The following is a 17,155-nucleotide window of genomic DNA, read 5'->3' as shown; positions in this document are numbered from 1 at the left end:
GTCCCGGCGCTGTCGCGTCGGTGCTGGAAGGATTCCGGGCCACGGGCAAGCTCGGCGGCGAGGACGTGATCGCCGAGGCCTTCGAAGAGTCGTTCGCGGAGCTGACTCCCGACGCGGCCGAGCTGTGCCGCCTCCTCGCGGCGCGCCCCGGACCCGACTTCACGACGGCCGGCGCGGCCGCGGTCTTCGGCCGCTCACCCGAAGACGCCCTCGACGAGCTGGCCGACGCCGGTTTCCTCACGCGCACAGGCACTTCCCGGCAGCGGCTGTACAACCTGATCCGCGAAGGAGCCCGCCGCCGAGGCTCGGCCGAGGTGGCTGTCGAACGCGCGCTCGAGTTCCACTGCGACCAAGCGGTGGCCGCGGACCTGCACAACGGCAAGGATCGCCTCCGGCTGTACGCGCCGGCGGCCGGCGGCCGAAGCGAACGCGAACTTCGAAGGCTGCAAGCCACTCGACTGGGTCGAAGACGCCCGCGAGACCTACGGCGCCCTCGCCCGGGAGGCCTACCTGCGCGAGCGCGACGTCGAGCTGGGCCAGATCTGCGGGGCGCTCGAAGTGCTCATGCTCAACCGCGGGTACCACCGGCTGTTCGCCGACATCAACAACTGGGGCATCCGCGGCGCGCGCCGGCTCGGCGACCGGCCGTTGCTCAGCCGCGTGCTGAGCCAGCAGGGCCGCACCCACCTGCTGATGCACGAGTTCACCACGGCGAAGCCGTTCCTCGACGAGGCACTGACGTTGGCGCGCGAGCTCGCGTTGCCCGGTCTGCTGTCGTCGGTTTTGGAGTTCTGCGGCCGGTTCCGCGATGAAGAACCCCGGCAGTACCCGCAGCAGGCACCAGGGCTGATGACTGAGGCGGTGACGCTGCTGGACGAAGCGATCCGCATCGACCGCGCCGCGGGGCCGGAAGCCGCACGGAGCCTGGGCATCCATACCCGGATGCTGGCCAACGTCCTCGTCGGGCTCGCGCGATGGGACCAGGTTTTCGCGCTGCTCGGCGAATCGGCGCAGCACACCGCCGACGACCGCAACCGTTCTCGGATCCTGCTGGTCAAGGCAAAGGCGGAGACCGGACTGGGCTATTTCGACGCCGCCGCCGGCACCCTGGGCCAGGCTTGGCAGCTCGCGGACACCTCGGGCGCAACTCGATACGCGACCGAGTTCGACGCCGCGTTCGCCACCCTCGCCGAGGCCCGCGGCGACCTGCCGGCCGCGCTCGAAGCGTGGCGACGGGCGTGGCAGGTCTACTTCACCGCCGGGCACCCACGGCATGCGGAGTTCGCGGCGAAGTTCAGTGCCGTCGAAGAGCGGATACGGCGGCGCCGTTGAGATCACCGGCGAACGGCCGGCCCGTCGTGAGCCGCACGTAGGCGAAAGCGCTCAGCAGCACGGGATCCGCGTCGGCCGTCAGCTCGTGCGTCTCGCCGGTCGAGTCGCGCACGACGCAGCCGCCGTCGATCGGCGCGGCCGCCAGCCGAGCGGCGGGCCAGTGGTCGAGCAGGCCGGCGAGTCGTTCGGGCTCGTCCGCGTAGACGACGGTGGCGGCGTCGAGTTCCCGCCGCTCGGCGTTGTCGGCGTGGGCGAGCACGTGGCGGTACTCGAGGTCCGGCGACTTCTCCGCGACGAGCGGGAACCGGACGAGCTCACCTGACGCGTCGACGCCGGCCACGAACGCGGCAGCGGGCGAGGTCAGTGGTTCAGGATCCGCGACGGGCGGGAAAACCGGGTCGTCGGGCGGGTTCAGGCCGAGCAGCGCATAGAGCAGGCCGGCGAGCAGTGCCGCGCCTGAATCTTCGACGGCTTCCTCGAGGATCGGCGCGTGTGAGCCGGGCCGGTGGCGAGCGATCGCGCCGTCGATCTGGTCGCGCAGGCCGAGCTCGGTCACGAGTTTGGGCACGCTTCGCGCGAGGGCGGCGAGCGGCGAATCCGTGACCGTCGTCGGTGATCCCGGTGTCGTGAGCAGCACTGGTTTGTCGACGGCGGCCGCGTACAGAGCCGCGGATCCTTCGTCGGACAACACACAATCCGCGGCGAGCACGGCCGCCTGCCAGCCGTGGTCGGGCGGGACGAGCGCGAGCCCCGCGGCGATGGCCGGCCGCAGCCACGTCTGTACTTGCCATGGCCCGTACGCCGCCCACACCCCCGGGTGCAACGTCAGCACGACGCGGTAGCCGTCGAACGGCAGGCACCCCAGCAGCTCGACGGGCAGCTCCGGACGACGGCCGAACAGGGAGTGCTTGCCCCAGGTCGACGCGAGCGTCACGACCGTGCGGCCGCCCGCGTCGAGCGCCCTGCGGTAGCGAGAGGTGCGGTGCCGGCTCATCGCCATGCGGTCGAGGCACGGGTCGCCGATGACCACGGCCCGTTCGGCAGCGGGCGGGCACGACCGGATCAGCTGCGCGCGCTGGCTTTCGTGCGACAGCGCGATGGCCGCCGGCACCACCTCACCGTGGCGGACCAGCTTTTCCGGGTCGAGGCCGGACGTGACGCGGCTGCCCGGGTAGTACTTCTGGTAGCCGATTCCGTGGGGCACCAGCAAAATCGGGGCGTCGAGCTCGGTCAGCGCGTCGTTCTCGCTGGCCGTGATCGCGAGGTCGAACCGCGTTGCCGTGGCCTGCTCCCAGCCGATGACAGGCGGCCCGAGCCGACGCAGCGCTTCCGGTACGCCGGCGGAGAGGATGCCCGGCCGTCGCTCGTCGTGGGTGAAGACGAGCTGGATCCGCCGGTCGCCGCCGAACAATGAGACGACGCCGAGCAGCCGCGTGAGCGTGGTCAGGGTGCGCACGACCACGAGCACCTTGCGGTCGAACTCCGTGGTCAGCCAGCGGTCGTACGCCGGATCGGCGGGGACCTTCGGCCAAAACGACGGGGGGTGTCCCTATGTGGTTGTCAAGCCGCGGTTGTGGTGGGAGCGGGTTCGGGGTGGCGGTAGTGGGTGCCGTTGCGCAGCATGGCGTAGAGGACGTCGCAGCGGCGGCGGGCCAGGCAGATGAGTGCTGCGTTGTGTTTCTTGCCCTCGGCGCGTTTGCGGTCGTAGTAGGTCCTGCTGGTCGGGTCTGCCAGGGCGGCGAACGCGGCGAGGAAAAAGGCGCGTTTGAGCTTGCGGTTGCCGGTTCGCGCGGGATGTTCGCCCTTGATCGAAGACCCAGAACTGCGGGTGACAGGGGCGATGCCCGCGTAGGCGGCCAAGTGCCCGGAGGACTTGAAGTTCGAGGCGTCACCGATCTCCAGCAGGATGCGGGCTGCGGTCCTGACCCCGATGCCGGGCATCGAGATCAGGACCCCGGCAAGAGGGTGCGCATCGAGTATCCCCTCGACCTGCTCGGCGACGGCTTTGCGTTGCTGAAGCACGGTTTTCAGGCTGTCCGCGAGCCGGGGCAGCACGGTGTCTGCGGCTGCGGTGCCTGGAACGGTGACGGGTTGCTCGTCGAGAGCGGTCATGATTGCGTCGACGAGTGCGTCGCCCATGCGGGGTGCGTGGACTTTGGCGATCGCGGCGAGTTTGCGGCGGCCCGCTTTGGCGATGCCGGCCGGTCCGCCGCAGCGGGAGAGGAGTTCCAGAACGGCCGGGTGGCTGATCCGTGGTCCGATGGCGCGTTCGAGGGCGGGGTGGATACCGGTGAGCAGACCACGGATCCGGTTGGCGATGCGGGTGGCCTCGCCGGCCAGGTCGTCATCGAACCCGACCAGCACATCCAGCTCGGCCAAGGCGTCGTCGCCGACGTCGACCGGCCGCAGCGTGTGCGGCAGCGAGCGAGCAGCATCGGCGATGACGAACGCGTCCCGGGCATCGGTCTTCGCCCGGCCCGGGTAGAGATCGGCAATGCGGCGCATCGCCAGTCCGGGCAGGTAGGCCACCTGATGCCCTGCCGCGCGTGCGACCGCGACCGGCAGCGCCCCGATCGTGGCCGGCTGGTCCACCACGACCAGCAGCGTTCCGTGCTGGGCGAGCTTGGCGAACAGCGCCCGCAGCTTCGGTTCGGTGTTGGGCAGCGGCCCGTCATGCAGCCGCTTCCCGTCCGGGTCCAGGCCGACCGCGTGGTGGCCACCTTTGCCGACATCCAGGCCGAGGAACACCCCGAAACTGCTGCTCATCCACCATGCCGTTCGTTCGCCGCGACGTGGTCACCGGTCTGGCATCGATGGCCGGCACCCACGTTACGACGAGACCTACCCTGCGGCGGCCGTGTCCCTATCAGCGGTCCCTCGATGCCACCAGGCCCGGTGACACCACCCCCCGGATCATGCCTACGACTGGGGGCGTCAGTCATGCCGAACCCGGCGACCACAACTCCCTGATCGAGAGCCACGAAAAAAGGTAACGGGGGTATGCGTTTTCGGGCATCACTTGCCGCGGCGGGCGATCCAGGCGGCGGCTTGGGTGCGGCGTTGCATGCCGAGCTTGGCGAGGACCGAGGTGACGTAGTTCTTGACCGTTTTTTCGGCCAGGAACAGGCGTTCGGCGATTTCGCGGTTGGACATGCCCTGGCCGATGAGCTCCAGCACGTCGCGTTCGCGGTCAGTGAGGGCGGCGAGGTCGTCGGTGGGCGGGTGGCGGAGTTTGTCGAGCACGCGGGCCGTGGAGACGGGGTCGAGCAGGGAGTGACCGGCGGCGACCTCGCGGACGGCGTTGACCACGTCCTGGCCGCGCACCTGCTTGAGCAGGTAGCCCGACGCGCCCGCCATGATCGCGCCGACCATGGCTTCCTCGTCGTCGAACGCGGTGAGCATGAGGCAGGCCGGCGGGTTGGGCTTGGAGCGCAGCTCACGGCACAGGGTGATGCCGTCGCCGTCGCCGAGGCGGACGTCGACCACCGCGACGTCCGGCTCCACGTGCATCGCGACGGCCAGCGCCTCCTCGACACCCCCGGCCTCGGCGACCACCTCGATGTCCGCCTCGTCGCCCAGCAGGTCGCGCAGGCCACGGCGGACCAGTTCGTGGTCGTCGACGAGCAGCACCTGGATCGGCATACCCCGAGGTTACGGCGTCGCGCGGCCGGTCGCCGGTGCTGGTGCCGGAGGACACGTCGGCGGCGTGGCGGCGGTGCGGCGGAGACGCGGCGGAAAATCGCCGGATGCACCCGATCAGGTTGCCGCAGGAAATCGCACGGAATTGATCCGTAACGGTTCCGGCGGCACGGCGATATGCCCGGCATCGCTTCGCCGAACTCTTCGGGAGGTTTTCCTGTTGACTCTCTTTCGCCGGGTCGCCGCTACGTTCGCCCTGGTCGGGTGGCTCTTCACGGTCGGGCCCGCCGCAGCGCAGGCGGAACCGGAAAATCCGGCGGGCGCAATTCCGGAAACGTCGATATCCGAATCCAGCGGCTATCCGTTCCTGGTCGCCGCCGGCGCTTTGCTCGCGGCCGCTGCCTCCGGCGGCATGGTCTTCTACCTGCGCCGCCGGCCGGCCTGATGCGGATCGTCGTGGTCGCGGCCCTGGCGGTGACCGTCGCGGCTCTGCTCCTGGTCGCGTTCCTGCGCCCGCCGGAGCCGGTGCCGATGCAGCAGGTGGTGACGACGAGCAAGCCGTCGATTAGCAGTGGGTCTACATAACTCGTTGTCCCGCAGACAAAGTTGCCCGATCGAGACGAAAAGCAGCCGAATGGGTGGTTCACCGCCGGCACCCGACACGAATCCCCGCGCCAACGCGATCTTCCTGTCCGGTGACGGACGATGGCACGCCCACGGGCCTCTTCCGCCGGGCCTGATCTTCTGCCATTCTGTACGGCTCGTCGCAGAACGTCGGGCCCTGTGCCACAACAGGTCCGAAGAACCGTTCTGCTGAGGAGACGAAGCGGTATGACCGCTCAGATCGACCCGCAACGGCTTGAGCTGGTCGCGGCGCAGGCCGACAAGTGGCGAAACCGGCTGATCGACGTCAGCCACAACAACACGATGGTCGTCTTCAAGAACACGAAGACGGGCAGCCTCAACCTGGCGACCGCCGACCCGGAAGCGCTCACCACCGTGACGGGTGGTGGCAAACTCACCCTGCGGGCGCTGTTCCCCGATCCCGAGCGCCACCGGGCTGCCTGCGGCAGTGCGCAGAGCCTGGCCCGCCGGATCCTGCTGTTCGAGGAAGAGCAGGGCGTGGAGGTCGGCCGGATCGCGATGGGCTTTGTGGTTACGGATCCCCAGCAGCACAAGGGGTCCAAGCCCGTGCCGACGTTGCGCGCTCCGCTGCTGCTGCGGCCGATGACGCTCAAGCCGCGAACCTCGGCGGAGAGCGACTTCACCGTCGAGCCCGGCGAGGACGTCGAGATCAATCCGGTGCTGCTGTACGTCCTCGACGAGCACTACGGCATCACCATCCCGGAGAATTTCGCGGCGCACGTGGAAAACGTGCTCACCTCAGGTGCTGGGCACGCGGAGCAGGTCGAAGCCGTGTTCGGCGAGCTCGCCGCCGTGGCCGCCGCGCAGAACGTGAAGCTCACGCTGCAGAACGAGGTCGTGCTCGGCACGTTCAACTACGTCAAGCTCCCCATGGTCGAGGACCTCGCGAACGCCACTGAGCTGCTGGCGAGCCACGACCTCGTCGCCGCGATCGCCGGTTACCAGCCGGCCGCGGCCGAGCTCGCCGGCGAGGCGTCCGGGTTCGCGCCGCCGCCCGTGGACCAGCTCCAGCCCACCGAGGAGTTCCTGGTGCAGGACGCGGACTCGTCGCAACACCGCGCGATCATGACCGCGCTGGCCGGGCAGCACCTGTTCATCGAAGGTCCGCCGGGCACCGGCAAGAGCCAGACGATCGCCAACATCATCGCCGGGGCGGCCGCGATCGGGAAGAAGGTGCTATTCGTCGCCGAGAAGCGCGCGGCGATCGAAGCGGTGCTCAACCGCCTGGCCGACGTACAGCTCGGCGGCCTCGTCCTCGACCTGCACCAGCAGAAGATCAGCAAGCGCGACGTCGCCAAGCAGCTTTCGGACAGCCTCGAAGCTGTCACGAAGCAGCCGCCGGTCGTTGCCGAGCCGCTGCACGGCCGCCTTTCCGGCGCTCGACAGCGGTTGCTGGACCAGTCGCGCGAACTGCACGCGGTGCGCGAGCCGTGGGGACTGAGCGCGTACGAGGTCCGTGACCGGCTGCTTTCCCTTCCGCTCGGCGATCGTCTGCCTGGCGCGTTCCGCGGCGCTCAGCTGCACGCCCTCAACGCCACCGTGGTCCGGAAGCTCGAACAGGAGCTGCGCGACTTCGTCGAGCTGGGCGGTCCGCGCCTGGTACGCCGGGAAACCCCGTGGTGCAACGCCGAAGTCCGCACGACGGACGACGCTCGGCGGGTGCTGGCCGAGCTCGACCAGCTGGCCGACAAGACGCTCAAGCGCGGGCAGGATGGCATGCACGCGCTGCTGAGCCAGACCGGGCTCATGCCGCCGCGCGACATCGCGGGCTGGCAGGACGTGCTTGAGCTGCTGGACCAGGTTTCGTCAAGCGTGCAAGCCTTCGGCCCGGACATCTTCGGCACCCATCTCGACGCGTTCTGCTACGCGACGGCCGATCGCGGCACCCGCGCCCGTTACCCGCAACAGCTGCCGTGGAAGCAGCGGCGCGAGCTCGTCAAGCAGATCCGCGGGATGTCCACGCAACACGTCACGAAGAAGCCCCAGCTGCACGCGCAGCTCATGCGCATCGCCGGGCAACGCGACCAGTGGCAGGCACTTGGAGGCCGGCACACGCAGCCCGCGCACGTCACGGGCTTGGACCAGATGATGAAGGACTACGCCGAGCTGCGTCGTCAGCTCGCCGCGGTGGCGCTCTCGGCCCGGCGTCCGGACTTGGAGAACGGGCCGGCGCCCCAGATCGAGCAGCGCCTGGGTGAACTGCGCGCCGACCAGGACACATTGTTCAGGATGCCAACGTTGATCGCCCTGCAGGGCCGGTTCCGGCAACTCGGGCTGGGCCGGCTCGTGGAGGAGATCGCGGCCCGGAAGCTGGACGCGGACGGCGCTTGGGTCGCGTTCACCCGCATCTGGCTGGCTTCCATCGAAGACGAGCTGAAGCTGACCGTGCCGGAGCTCGCGCAGTTCGTTGCCGAGCGGCAGACGCGCGCGGCCGAGGAGTTCCGAACCCAGGATGTCGAGCACCGCGCGACCTCGGCCGCGCGGGTGCGCCGGGCAGTGGCTCGCCAGGTCAAGGAGGCGAAGGAGCAGCACCCGGAGCAGGCGAGTGTGCTGAAGAAGCAGGCGAGCCTGAAGACCCGGCACATGCCGACTCGCAAGCTGGTGGAGCAGGCGTCGGACGTGTTGCTCGCGCTGCGGCCGTGCTGGGCGATGTCGCCGCTGGTCGTGAGCCGGATGTTGCCGGCTGCGAGGCTGTTCGACCTGGTCGTGTTCGACGAGGCGAGCCAGATCCGCCCGCACGACGCCATCACGTCGATCATGCGCGGCCACCGGCTGGTGGTCGCCGGCGACGAGAAGCAGCTGCCGCCGTCGGCGTTCTTCGATCGCGCCGTGACCGACGACGAAGAGGATGAAGAAGACTTCTCCGGTGAGCTCTCGGACTTCGAGTCCATCCTGACGGCGCTGCGGCCCGTGGTGCCCAACACCGAGATGCTGAGCTGGCACTACCGCAGCGCCGACGAGCGACTGATCTCGTTCTCCAACCGCGAGATCTACCGCAACGGCCTGGTCACCTTCCCCGGCGCCCACCAGGAAAGCCCGGTAACGCTGGAGGTCGTGCACGGCGAAGCGTCGCCGGGGCAGAACGGCTCGGCGCCTGCCGAGGTCGCCCGCGTGGTCGAGTTGGTGCTGGAGCACGCACGGCTTCGCCCCGACGAGAGCCTCGGCGTGATCACGCCCGGCATGAAGCACCAGGCACGGGTCGAGCGGGCGCTGCGCGAAGCCCGGCGGGTCCACCCTGAGCTGGAGGACTTCTCCTCAGGCGAGGTCGAGCTCGGCCGGCGGTTCTTCGTAAAGAACCTGGAGAACGTGCAGGGCGACGAGCGCGACGCGATCATCCTCAGCGTCGGCGTTGCCCGCGACGCGGCGGGGAAGATCAACTACACGGCGTTCGGCATCCTCAACCAGCAGGGCAGCGAGCGACGGCTGAACGTCGCGGTCACGCGTGCGAAGCGGCGGATGACGGTGGTTGCGTCCTTCACCGCCGCAGATCTGCGGCCGTCCGAACGTGTGACGGGGACGGAGCTGTTGCGCCGCTACCTCGAGTTCGTCGAGCGGCGAAGTTCGATCGACGCGGTCGGCCGGCAGGTCGCCTCCGAGCTGAACGGCTTCGAGCGAGCCATCGACGTCGCGCTGAAAGGCCGCGGCGTGCCGGTGTACGCCCAGTGGGGTTTCTCCGACTACCGGATCGACTTCGCGCTCGCGCACCGTGACGACCCAGGCCGCATGGTGCTCGCCGTCGAGGCCGACGGGCACAAGTACCACAGTTCGCACAGCGCGCGGGACCGCGACCGGCTTCGGCAGACGCACCTCGAGACGCTCGGCTGGCGGTTCCACCGGCTGTGGTCGTCGGCGTGGTTCGCGGACCCCGTCGGGGAGACGGACAGGATCGTGGCGGCGTGGGAGAAGGCGATGGCCGACGCGGATGCCGAGCCCGCAGCCGTTGAGCGGATCGTGCCGGCGGCACCGGCTGTCGCCGCTGTTCCGGTGACGCGGGGCCCGAGGCCCGATGTGCCGCGGGGCTTGAAGATCAAGGAGTACACCGAACGGCAGCTCATCGGGATCTGCTACTGGCTGATGAGCGACGGGCTCCTGCTCGATCGCGACGACCGGCTCCAGCAGGCCATGACCGAGCTGGGGTTCTTCAAGCGCGGCTCCGTAATCGTCGAGCGCTTGAGCCGGGCGATCGAGATCGCCCAGCAGCTCGCAGACAAGGAGGAGAACTGATGTTCCCGCTGGACTCCAAGACCGTCGAACGGCTCGCCGAGGTGGTCGTGGACATGGGCGGCCCGTACGAGCGCAAGGGTTACCGGCTCGCCGAGCTGCTGGCCGCCGCGGGCTGGGCCGATCCGCCTGAGTACGACGGCTCGCCGCGCATCCCGTGGCTGACCGAGCAGCTCGAGGAGCGCCGGGAGAACCGCGCGGACGTCGAGCGGTTCCTGTGCCGCGTGTGCGATCCGATCGAATACGACGAGGGTGCGGTGATCGCGGACGAGTTCCGCGCGATCGTCAACGAGAAGCTGGCGCCGGAGGGCCTGGTGGTGACGGTGGTGTCCGGCCGTCCCGTGGTCGGGCGCCTGGGCCCCGACGGGAAGCAGCCGACGTTCTCCGAGCCCGCCGACTTCCGCCGCCGGCTGGAGAAGCTGCTGGCCGATCCGGTGACCATCGACATGCTGATGGGGCGGCTGGAGGAGACCCGGATCTGCGAGAGCGGCGGGGCTTACACGATGGCGGTGATCGGGATCGGGAGCATCGTCGAGGGGCTGTTGCTGCAGCTGCTGCTGGAGCGTGATGAGGAGCTGCGGGAGAAGGGGTTCCCGAACCCTCGCGATCCGGGGCGGCGTAACAAACCGGATCGAGTCACACTGCAGCAGATGATCGACATCGCCCACGGCAAGGACTGGATTCAACTCGACGCGACCAAGTTCGTGCACACCGTTCGCGATTTTCGTAACTTCGTGCACCCGCGTAAGGAATTGGCGGAGCAGCCGAGGTTCGACCAGGACAGTGTCATGTTGTGCTGGGCGCCGGTACACGCCTTGCTCAACGATCTTGAGGAAAACGTTCCGACGATTTCCTGACATGCGAACAAGTGCGCGGACGGCCTCAGCCATCCGCGCACTTCATCGTGTCTATTCGCAGGCGACGCCGTCGCCGTCTCGGTCGAGCTTTCGGCTGTATCCGGGGTCGCCGACGTGCAGCGGCGTGACGCCCGCAGCCCTGGCTTCGGTGCAATTCTGGTAGTAGGCCGACGAGGTATCCGGCTCTTCAACGGGCGGCGGGTCTTCGTGCGTGCGAGGCGGCGCCGGAGCTTCCTTTTGTTTTGTCGCCGGCGGTGCCGGCGGGGCGGGAGCCTGAGGCGTCGGGGCGTCGATCGCGCCCTTGCACGGCGCCGCCCACAGGCCCGTGGCTGCCTGGCGCGCGGTTGTTTCCGCTGCTTGCAGGGCTGTTGACGTCGCGTCGACGGCGAACTTGGCGTAGCCGTTCTGCACCGCGGCCGTCGCGTAGTCGGAGCCGTCCGCGAGGGCGAGCGCGACGCCGGTGGTTGTGTCCGTGGTCAGCTTGACCGCGGCACCGGCGAGCTTACTGGTCGCCCAGGTCAGCGTTTCCGTTGCGTAGCAGTTGCTCCCGGTCGCCACGGTGACGCCGAGGACGTGCACGGTCCGGTGGGTGCCGTCGCTGGCCGCGAGCTCGACGGTGGCACCGTCCACGACCTTGTCCACGGTGTACGTGACGGGCGGCGGCGTAGAGGTGGTGGGCGTGGCCGGCGTGGTTGTTGTGGGGGCCGCGGGTGCCGCGACAGGCTGCGTCGGCGTTTCGGGGGCCTTGCCGAAAATGGCGCCCAGGACAAACAGAACAACGAAGACGCCGAGCGTGACCATCAGCCACTTCGGAAAACGCTTCCGGGGGCGCGCGGCAGGCGCCGGGGTGGGATGCATTCGGGAATTCCTCGATCCTGGCTGCGATGTGCTGACTGGTTCTCGTCGGAAAACCCGTCGGCGTTACGCCCGTGACGCGCAACTGACCATCATCACCTGAACGGCCCCGAGTTGATATCACGAAATTGTCACGAATTCGGGAATTCGGGAAAAGGCTGTCACGATCAACTGCGCGTGAGCGATCCTCCGCGGAACCCTCCCAGAAGAAAGTGCGGACTCGATGGTCGACTTGATCGAATTCCTGCCGCTCACCCGCAGTGGACGGCTGTCCGGTCGTGGGGTCGATTTCACGGCGATCGACGTGAAGACCACCGGCCTGCGCACAGGCCGGATCGTCGAGCTGGGAGCGGTACGAGTGCGGGGTGATGGCGTCGTGCTGGGGGAGCTGGCGACGCTGATCGACCCCGGCCGGTCGCTACCGGCGAGTTGGAGCGGGCCGCACCGGATCACCGCCGGAGACCTGGCCGGTGCGCCGTCGTTCGCGGACGTCCTCGGGCCGCTGCTGGACCTGTGCCGTGGCGCGGTGGTGGTGGCGCACGACTTGCCGCTGGTACAAGGATTTCTCGCCGAGGAGGTGGCCCGCGTGGGCGTGCGGCTGCCGGCGCTCCCGGGCGTCTCGACGGCGATCGCGGCGCAGGAAGCGCTGCGGCTGCCGAACTACCGGCTGGCCACGATCGCGCGGGCGCTCGGTATCGGTGACTTCGCGCCGTACCTCGCGTCGGCGTCGGCTCGCGCGTGCGCCCAGGTGGTGTCGGCGCTCGTCGGCACGCACGGGCTGCGGTTCGCCGCGCCGCCTCGGTATCCCGAGCTCCCGCGCTATGCCCCGGGCGGGCGCATCCTCCGTCGCCCGGACGTCGAGGTGGCCGAGCGCGGCTGGATGTCCGGCGTCGTCGACCGGGTCGTGACCTCGCCGTCGACCGCGGACTCCGCCGGCGCGGCGTACCTGGATCTGCTGGCCGAGGCTGTCGCCGACGAGTACCTGTCCGGCGAAGAGGTGTGGGCGCTCGCCGGGCTGGCTGCCGAAGCCGGCCTGCCGGAGCCCGACGTCCGGCACATCCACGCCGAGTTCGTCTCGGCGCTGCGCGCGGTCGCGGAGGCCGACGGCGTGGTGACCGTCGACGAGGACCGCGCCCTTCGCCAGGTCGCCACGGCGCTCGACGTCCCCGGTGTCCTCGCCGACCTCCGCCCGACCACCACCGACCGCAAGGCCCCACGCGTGCTGGTACTCGGCACCACCGCCGAGGCCGACCAGCTTCGTGCCCGCGTGCTCGACGAGGGCGTGCAACTCGCCAAGAAGCTCACGGCGACCGTCACCCACCTCGCGTACGACGCGAGTGTGCCGCCGACCGAGCCCCGCCTGACCCGGGCGGCGGACCTGGGTGCCGAGGTCGTCGACGTCGCCACGGCTCCGGTGGCCCTTGGCTTCGACCGGCCTCCTTCGACGCCGTCTCCCACTCACGAGGTACCGGCGCCGCCCGCTGCGCGGTATGAGCCAGCGCCGGACTGGCCCGTCGAGGAAGATTCGTTTGCCGCGCCACCGCAGCCGACTCGGCAGTTCGCTCCGGCCCTGCCGTCCGTGCCGGCACACTCCGCGCCGAAGCCAGCCGGACGCCTGTCCGCAGTCGTCGGCGGCCGCGCGATGATGGCCGTCGGTTTGCTGCTCATGCTCATCACCGTGATCAGCCTGTTCGGCGGCCTGGCGCTGGGCGGTGGGTTCTTCTTCGGTGTGCTTGGCGTCGGCCTACTTGTGGGTGGCTGGTACGTAACCGAAACCGGCAAAGCTGCCACGGCCGCTTGATCCGAGGGTCAGTAGGTTGTCGATCCGTTGGTTCTCGGCCCCGACCCATTTCGGCCTTCGTGGGTGAGCGTCTCCTCCAGGGATTCCCGCAACCGGGCGAGCTCACTTTCCCGTCCCCGCGACGTGACGGTGTTCAACCAGTCCATCCGCATTTCGTGCAGATCGAAGTCGTCAGCTTCGCTCATCAGCCGACTGACCGCGTTGCGGAACGGGTCGTCAATGCCAGGCAGGGTGCGGCCGATGGGGATGTCGTGGGTGTGAATGTAGTTGAGGACTTGCTGGACCTTTTCCTTGTCCTGGCTCAGCATCATGGCCAACAGGCTGACTTTTCCGGAGTCGATCACTTCACCGTAGAAGCTGATGCGCTCTTGGTCCATGGCCCGCTGCTCGCGATCGACGATCCGAGCGCGGCGGATGGTCTCGAGCGCGTGCCGATGCAGTGCGCCCATTCCGTTGAGATGAAAGAGGGTGTCGCCCTTTCCCCAGGAGATCGGTCCCTCGCGGAGCGCGACCATCGGTGCGAGCGTGCGGTCCGCGACTTCGGCCAGCTGCTCGACGTCTTCGAGGGCTGTTCGCAGGACGATCGGGCGCAGCTTGTCTTCGACGGCGTTGCGGATGGCATCGAAGTGATCGAACTTCGGCTGCCGGATCAGCGCGACAGGGTCGGTGACCTGCCAGGACACTGAGACTGTGCCGTCGATGATGCCGCCCTCCTTCTCAGTCTCGAAAACGCTCGAGAAAGTCATGCTGTTCGACGAAACGCCCACCTCGTACAGGTTCTTGATGTGCTTCGCCATGCTCAGACCCAACTTCTGCACGCCCGTGGTCGTGCCGAGGTGAAGGTTGGAACTCGCCCACATCCCATCATGGAGTTGGGCTACCAGCACGGTGTTGCGCTTCTTCCGGGATTGATGGCGCAAGATCGCGCCGAAGTGCCGCGGGTGCCGGCGAACATCATGCCAGGACTGGTAGGGCGTCTCGGCGTCCATGTCAAATATCCTTCAATGTCAGGGCGAGCTGCCGAGCCAGATGTTTGGAGCCTTCTTCGTTCCGTTCGATATATTTGCGCAGGTCGTAGCCGAGTCTGCGCATGAGACTCGGATCGCCGGTGAGCAGGATCCTCAACAGCGCTTGGTTCGCCACGGTGTGTGGACCACTGCTGGACCATGAGGACCAGGCTGCGAGATGTTTGATCACGGCGGGCCGGTAGGACGTGTTGGTCATCAACGCTGCGAAGATCATCCGAATCGCCGACTCTTCGCGGGACGCGAAAGTCACGGGCGCCTGGTTGAGCGACAACGCGTCGATGGAACACTTGTACGCCATGGCCCTGGCCTGGGCGCCACCGCCGGCGAGCCAGAAGGCGAGACTGCTCAGAACCAGGCTGCGGTTGCTCGGTTCCTGGAGGAGCTCTCGGACAGCGGGTGGGATCAGAGCCCGCAGACGTGAATCGCAGTTCTTGGTCAATCTGCCCAGCTGCTTCATGGCGAACTCGGGGTAGGCCTTCCCGAACTCGGCCCGGCAGGCGATGGCAACTGCGTGCCGGTAGCGGGTGCGGGCGGTGGGTCTCGCCCACCAGTTGAGGTGGTCCTTGACGGTCTGGACATAGCTGGCGTTGGTGCACAGTGCACCGAGCGTGATTGCCGCGATCTGGTGGTGGTGTCCCGATCCGTAGGTTTCCAACCACGGACGAACCCATTGCAACGGTCCAGGTTCCGCCGACGCGGCGATCAATTTGCCGAAGCGGGTGAACACCTCACGCTGGGCGTCCGAATCCTCCGGCAATTCTTCGGATAATCCTCCGAGCCATTCGTGCAGCAAAGGACGGATGCGATCGAACTCCTTCCATGCGTAACGGAGGAGCCGCATGCCCCAGCCGGGGCGGGTGAAGCGCACCCGTTCGGGGTTCGTGAGACCGTCGTCGGCACCGAGTCGTGGCGATATGGTGGCGTGGACGTTGTTCAGTTGTTCTTCCCGGGTACGTTCGAATAGGTCCGGTGGCGTATAGGGCCAGATCTCCTTGTTCTCGGGGTTGGTGAGGACATCTTCGAGCTTTTTCGCGGCTGACGCGATTTCGTTGTACGGGCACCCTTCCAACAGGGCGACGGTGATGCCCAAGGCCCTGGTTGCCGTGTTGGTGTTCTCGGTGAACCAGTCTTGAACGTCGTGGTCTTTATTCCGGTAGAGGGTCTGCGCGACCTCGTCGAACGAGTACTGTCCCGCCTCGACTTCCGCAAGGAGACGCGCGACCTCCGCGCCGCGCCGAGGTTTGCTATATCCCGGCAGCACTTCAGAGAGCTTGATCTGAGTCAGTAGTTCGTGGCAGCGCTCGGGCGATATGCCCTTGGCCTTCAGATGCGCGTGCGCGACGTCGGAAGTAGGCGGTGGACTCAGCTCAGTGACATACTCCTGCACCGTTTTCAGGCTCACATCGCTGTTGAAAGCGACGACGAGGTAAGCATCCATCGCGCGCAGAGTGTGCTCGAGCTGGCCGAGAGTGCGTTCTCCGTCGGGGTCCGCCCAGCCGGTGCCGGTGTGGTCGTCCCACAGGTAGCCGACGAGGCCGGATCGGCGTTTGACTGAGGAGACGAAGTCTTTGAGCGAACGCGCGGGGTCGAGCCGCTGGAGGGTGCCGACGTTGCGGTCGATGAGGAGCCGGACTCCGGCCAGCGACCTCCCACTGGATCGTCCACTGAGCACCACGAGCCGGCGCTTTCGGAGGATCAGGGCAGCTCGGCTGAACCGTTCCGGATGGCAGAAAGCCCTGGTCGCGTGGGTGATCAGATCGTCCGTCACGGGGCCTTCGACGAGATTGGCCCTGACCTCCTTCTCAGGCGCGAACTGGTTGATCACGGTGCCGTTGTTGTCGCCGCCCACCGAGGTGCCTGTGACCGAGAGTTGTTCGGGGCCGTCCTGCAACGGGGCAGACTGCTGCTCGTCCGGCTCGGCGGTGGGGTCGGTCGCCTTCTCGCCCGCCGGCGCGATCTCTGGCGCGACCGTCACCGCTGGCCGCCGGGGTACCCGATGTTGGAGGTGATCGACCCGCTGTTGTTTCCGCCAATAGCAACGCCGTAAACCGATCCGCCGATGTGCTGCGAGCTCGTCCCGGACGGGATTTCGCCCTGAGGCCGGGTGGCTGCGGGTGCGGCAGTCGGCGACGGGTCGATTTCGGGTAACGCGTCGGGGTCGAGGCCGGGGGCCCAGACCCAGCAGTGGGCGCTGAACTCCTTGTTCTCGACCTCAAGCCGGGCGAAGTCGTGCGGCGTCAGCTTTTTGGTATGCCTGCCTTTGACAGCATCGCGGTAGGCCTGGTCCGAGATGATCAGGGCGGCGGTGACCGCGAGTCGTGCGTTGAGGGCCTTCACCAACGCTTTGAACTCCTTGGCGTCGAGTAGCCGGGCGAGGTCGATCGTCGGGCGTTGGAAGTGTTCGCGGTCGGAGACCACGACGGGGCCGGAGTGTGCGGCGAGCCGCACCTGGATCGTCGGCAGGTGACGGCGGTTGTGGTTGTAGAGCAAGCAGTGCAGCTCGTACGCGGTGTCGATGAGGGCCGGCAGGTCGGGCTCGGAGAACGCGGACAGCGAGCCGTCGCCGGTGCCCGAGTAGTTCCGCTGCGTGGCAAGGTCGATCCCGGCCTTGTCCAAGGCGGCCTCGACCAGCTCCTTGGCGTCGCTGCGGAGGGTTTCGAGCTGATCGTCTTCGACGCTGGAGGATCCGATCACGTCGTATCCGAAGACGGCCTTCGAGCTGGGCATAACCATGGTGTCTCCCCTTCCCGGTTTCCGGTCCCGAGAGTTTTCGGCAC

At 68.1% G+C, this 17,155-nt stretch carries 14 protein-coding genes; 6 read left to right on the top strand and 8 right to left on the bottom strand.

Translation table 11 applies throughout. The features are described from left to right. Positions 1-194 precede the first annotated feature (194 nt). On the bottom strand, positions 195-449 hold the full coding sequence (locus tag QRX50_RS07240) for a hypothetical protein (protein WP_285971185.1): 255 nt from the start codon (positions 447-449) through the stop codon (positions 195-197). A 109-nt stretch (positions 450-558) separates the two neighbouring features. Here QRX50_RS07240 and QRX50_RS07235 point away from each other — a divergent pair, with 109 nt between their 5' ends. Then, on the top strand, positions 559-1,332 hold the full coding sequence (locus QRX50_RS07235; RefSeq protein WP_285971184.1) for a hypothetical protein: 774 nt from the start codon (positions 559-561) through the stop codon (positions 1,330-1,332). Here the strand turns inward: QRX50_RS07235 and QRX50_RS07230 are convergent. From QRX50_RS07230 to QRX50_RS07220, 3 genes are all read right to left on the bottom strand, one after another. Next, positions 1,295-2,788, bottom strand: a complete 1,494-nt coding sequence (locus QRX50_RS07230; RefSeq protein WP_285971183.1) for a hypothetical protein — start codon at positions 2,786-2,788, stop codon at positions 1,295-1,297. The genes QRX50_RS07235 and QRX50_RS07230 overlap by 38 nt on opposite strands. A 104-nt stretch (positions 2,789-2,892) precedes the next feature. Continuing rightward, complete coding sequence (locus QRX50_RS07225; protein WP_285966028.1) at positions 2,893-4,098, bottom strand: IS110 family RNA-guided transposase; 1,206 nt, start codon at positions 4,096-4,098, stop codon at positions 2,893-2,895. Positions 4,099-4,347: 249 nt separating this feature from the next. Next, positions 4,348-4,974 (bottom strand): response regulator, encoded by a 627-nt coding sequence (locus QRX50_RS07220; RefSeq protein ID WP_285971182.1) that lies wholly within the window; start codon positions 4,972-4,974, stop codon positions 4,348-4,350. Positions 4,975-5,038: 64 nt separating this feature from the next. On the opposite strand from QRX50_RS07220, the gene QRX50_RS07215 reads away from it, so the two are divergent. The 4 genes from QRX50_RS07215 (at position 5,039) to QRX50_RS07200 (ending at position 10,694) form a co-directional block, all read left to right on the top strand. Beyond that, entirely contained in the window at positions 5,039-5,416 is a 378-nt protein-coding gene (locus tag QRX50_RS07215) for a hypothetical protein (protein ID WP_285971181.1), read from the top strand. After that, positions 5,416-5,556 carry a hypothetical protein gene (locus tag QRX50_RS07210; RefSeq protein WP_285971180.1) on the top strand — a complete coding sequence of 47 codons (141 nt, stop codon included), beginning with the start codon at positions 5,416-5,418 and terminating at the stop codon, positions 5,554-5,556. The genes QRX50_RS07215 and QRX50_RS07210 overlap by 1 nt, the downstream gene beginning before the upstream one ends. A 246-nt stretch (positions 5,557-5,802) precedes the next feature. Continuing rightward, positions 5,803-9,840 carry a PDDEXK-like endonuclease domain-containing protein gene (locus tag QRX50_RS07205; protein ID WP_285971179.1) on the top strand — a complete coding sequence of 1,346 codons (4,038 nt, stop codon included), beginning with the start codon at positions 5,803-5,805 and terminating at the stop codon, positions 9,838-9,840. Beyond that, positions 9,840-10,694: a hypothetical protein gene (locus tag QRX50_RS07200; RefSeq protein WP_285971178.1), complete on the top strand. Its 855-nt coding sequence runs from the start codon at positions 9,840-9,842 to the stop codon at positions 10,692-10,694. The genes QRX50_RS07205 and QRX50_RS07200 overlap by 1 nt, the downstream gene beginning before the upstream one ends. Positions 10,695-10,745: 51 nt before the next feature. Here QRX50_RS07200 and QRX50_RS07195 read toward each other — a convergent pair whose 3' ends face one another. Next, positions 10,746-11,552, bottom strand: coding sequence for a thermonuclease family protein (locus QRX50_RS07195; protein ID WP_285971177.1), 807 nt, complete (start codon positions 11,550-11,552; stop codon positions 10,746-10,748). A 220-nt stretch (positions 11,553-11,772) separates the two neighbouring features. Between QRX50_RS07195 and QRX50_RS07190 the strand changes: the two genes are divergently transcribed. Next, entirely contained in the window at positions 11,773-13,350 is a 1,578-nt protein-coding gene (locus tag QRX50_RS07190; protein ID WP_285971176.1) for a 3'-5' exonuclease, read from the top strand. Between the two features lie 8 nt (positions 13,351-13,358). On the opposite strand, the gene QRX50_RS07185 is transcribed toward QRX50_RS07190, so the two are convergent. From QRX50_RS07185 to QRX50_RS07175, 3 genes are read right to left on the bottom strand one after another with little or no spacing between them, the layout of a single operon-like run. Further along, positions 13,359-14,339, bottom strand: coding sequence for a hypothetical protein (locus QRX50_RS07185; protein ID WP_285971175.1), 981 nt, complete (start codon positions 14,337-14,339; stop codon positions 13,359-13,361). A gap of 1 nt (position 14,340) precedes the next feature. Next, positions 14,341-16,353: a hypothetical protein gene (locus QRX50_RS07180; protein ID WP_285971174.1), complete on the bottom strand. Its 2,013-nt coding sequence runs from the start codon at positions 16,351-16,353 to the stop codon at positions 14,341-14,343. Next, entirely contained in the window at positions 16,350-17,111 is a 762-nt protein-coding gene (locus QRX50_RS07175) for a hypothetical protein (protein ID WP_285971173.1), read from the bottom strand. The genes QRX50_RS07180 and QRX50_RS07175 overlap by 4 nt, the downstream gene beginning before the upstream one ends. Positions 17,112-17,155: the final 44 nt, after the last annotated feature.

Origin of the sequence: Amycolatopsis sp. 2-15, from assembly GCF_030285625.1 — a bacterium.
GTDB lineage: Bacteria > Actinomycetota > Actinomycetes > Mycobacteriales > Pseudonocardiaceae > Amycolatopsis > Amycolatopsis carbonis.
Note: the sequence above shows the minus strand (reverse complement) of the source record. Positions and strands in the feature narration are given on the sequence as shown.

Excerpts from the sequence above, each read along its gene's own strand:
- QRX50_RS07225 (WP_285966028.1), bottom strand. The coding sequence starts at position 4,098 with ATGAGCAGCAGTTTCGGGGTGTTCCTCGGCCTGGATGTCGGCAAAGGT.
- QRX50_RS07220 (WP_285971182.1), bottom strand. The coding sequence starts at position 4,974 with ATGCCGATCCAGGTGCTGCTCGTCGACGACCACGAACTGGTCCGCCGT.
- QRX50_RS07210 (WP_285971180.1), top strand. The coding sequence starts at position 5,416 with ATGCGGATCGTCGTGGTCGCGGCCCTGGCGGTGACCGTCGCGGCTCTG.
- QRX50_RS07205 (WP_285971179.1), top strand. The coding sequence starts at position 5,803 with ATGACCGCTCAGATCGACCCGCAACGGCTTGAGCTGGTCGCGGCGCAG.
- QRX50_RS07200 (WP_285971178.1), top strand. The coding sequence starts at position 9,840 with ATGTTCCCGCTGGACTCCAAGACCGTCGAACGGCTCGCCGAGGTGGTC.
- QRX50_RS07195 (WP_285971177.1), bottom strand. The coding sequence starts at position 11,552 with ATGCATCCCACCCCGGCGCCTGCCGCGCGCCCCCGGAAGCGTTTTCCG.
- QRX50_RS07190 (WP_285971176.1), top strand. The coding sequence starts at position 11,773 with ATGGTCGACTTGATCGAATTCCTGCCGCTCACCCGCAGTGGACGGCTG.
- QRX50_RS07185 (WP_285971175.1), bottom strand. The coding sequence starts at position 14,339 with ATGGACGCCGAGACGCCCTACCAGTCCTGGCATGATGTTCGCCGGCAC.
- QRX50_RS07175 (WP_285971173.1), bottom strand. The coding sequence starts at position 17,111 with ATGGTTATGCCCAGCTCGAAGGCCGTCTTCGGATACGACGTGATCGGA.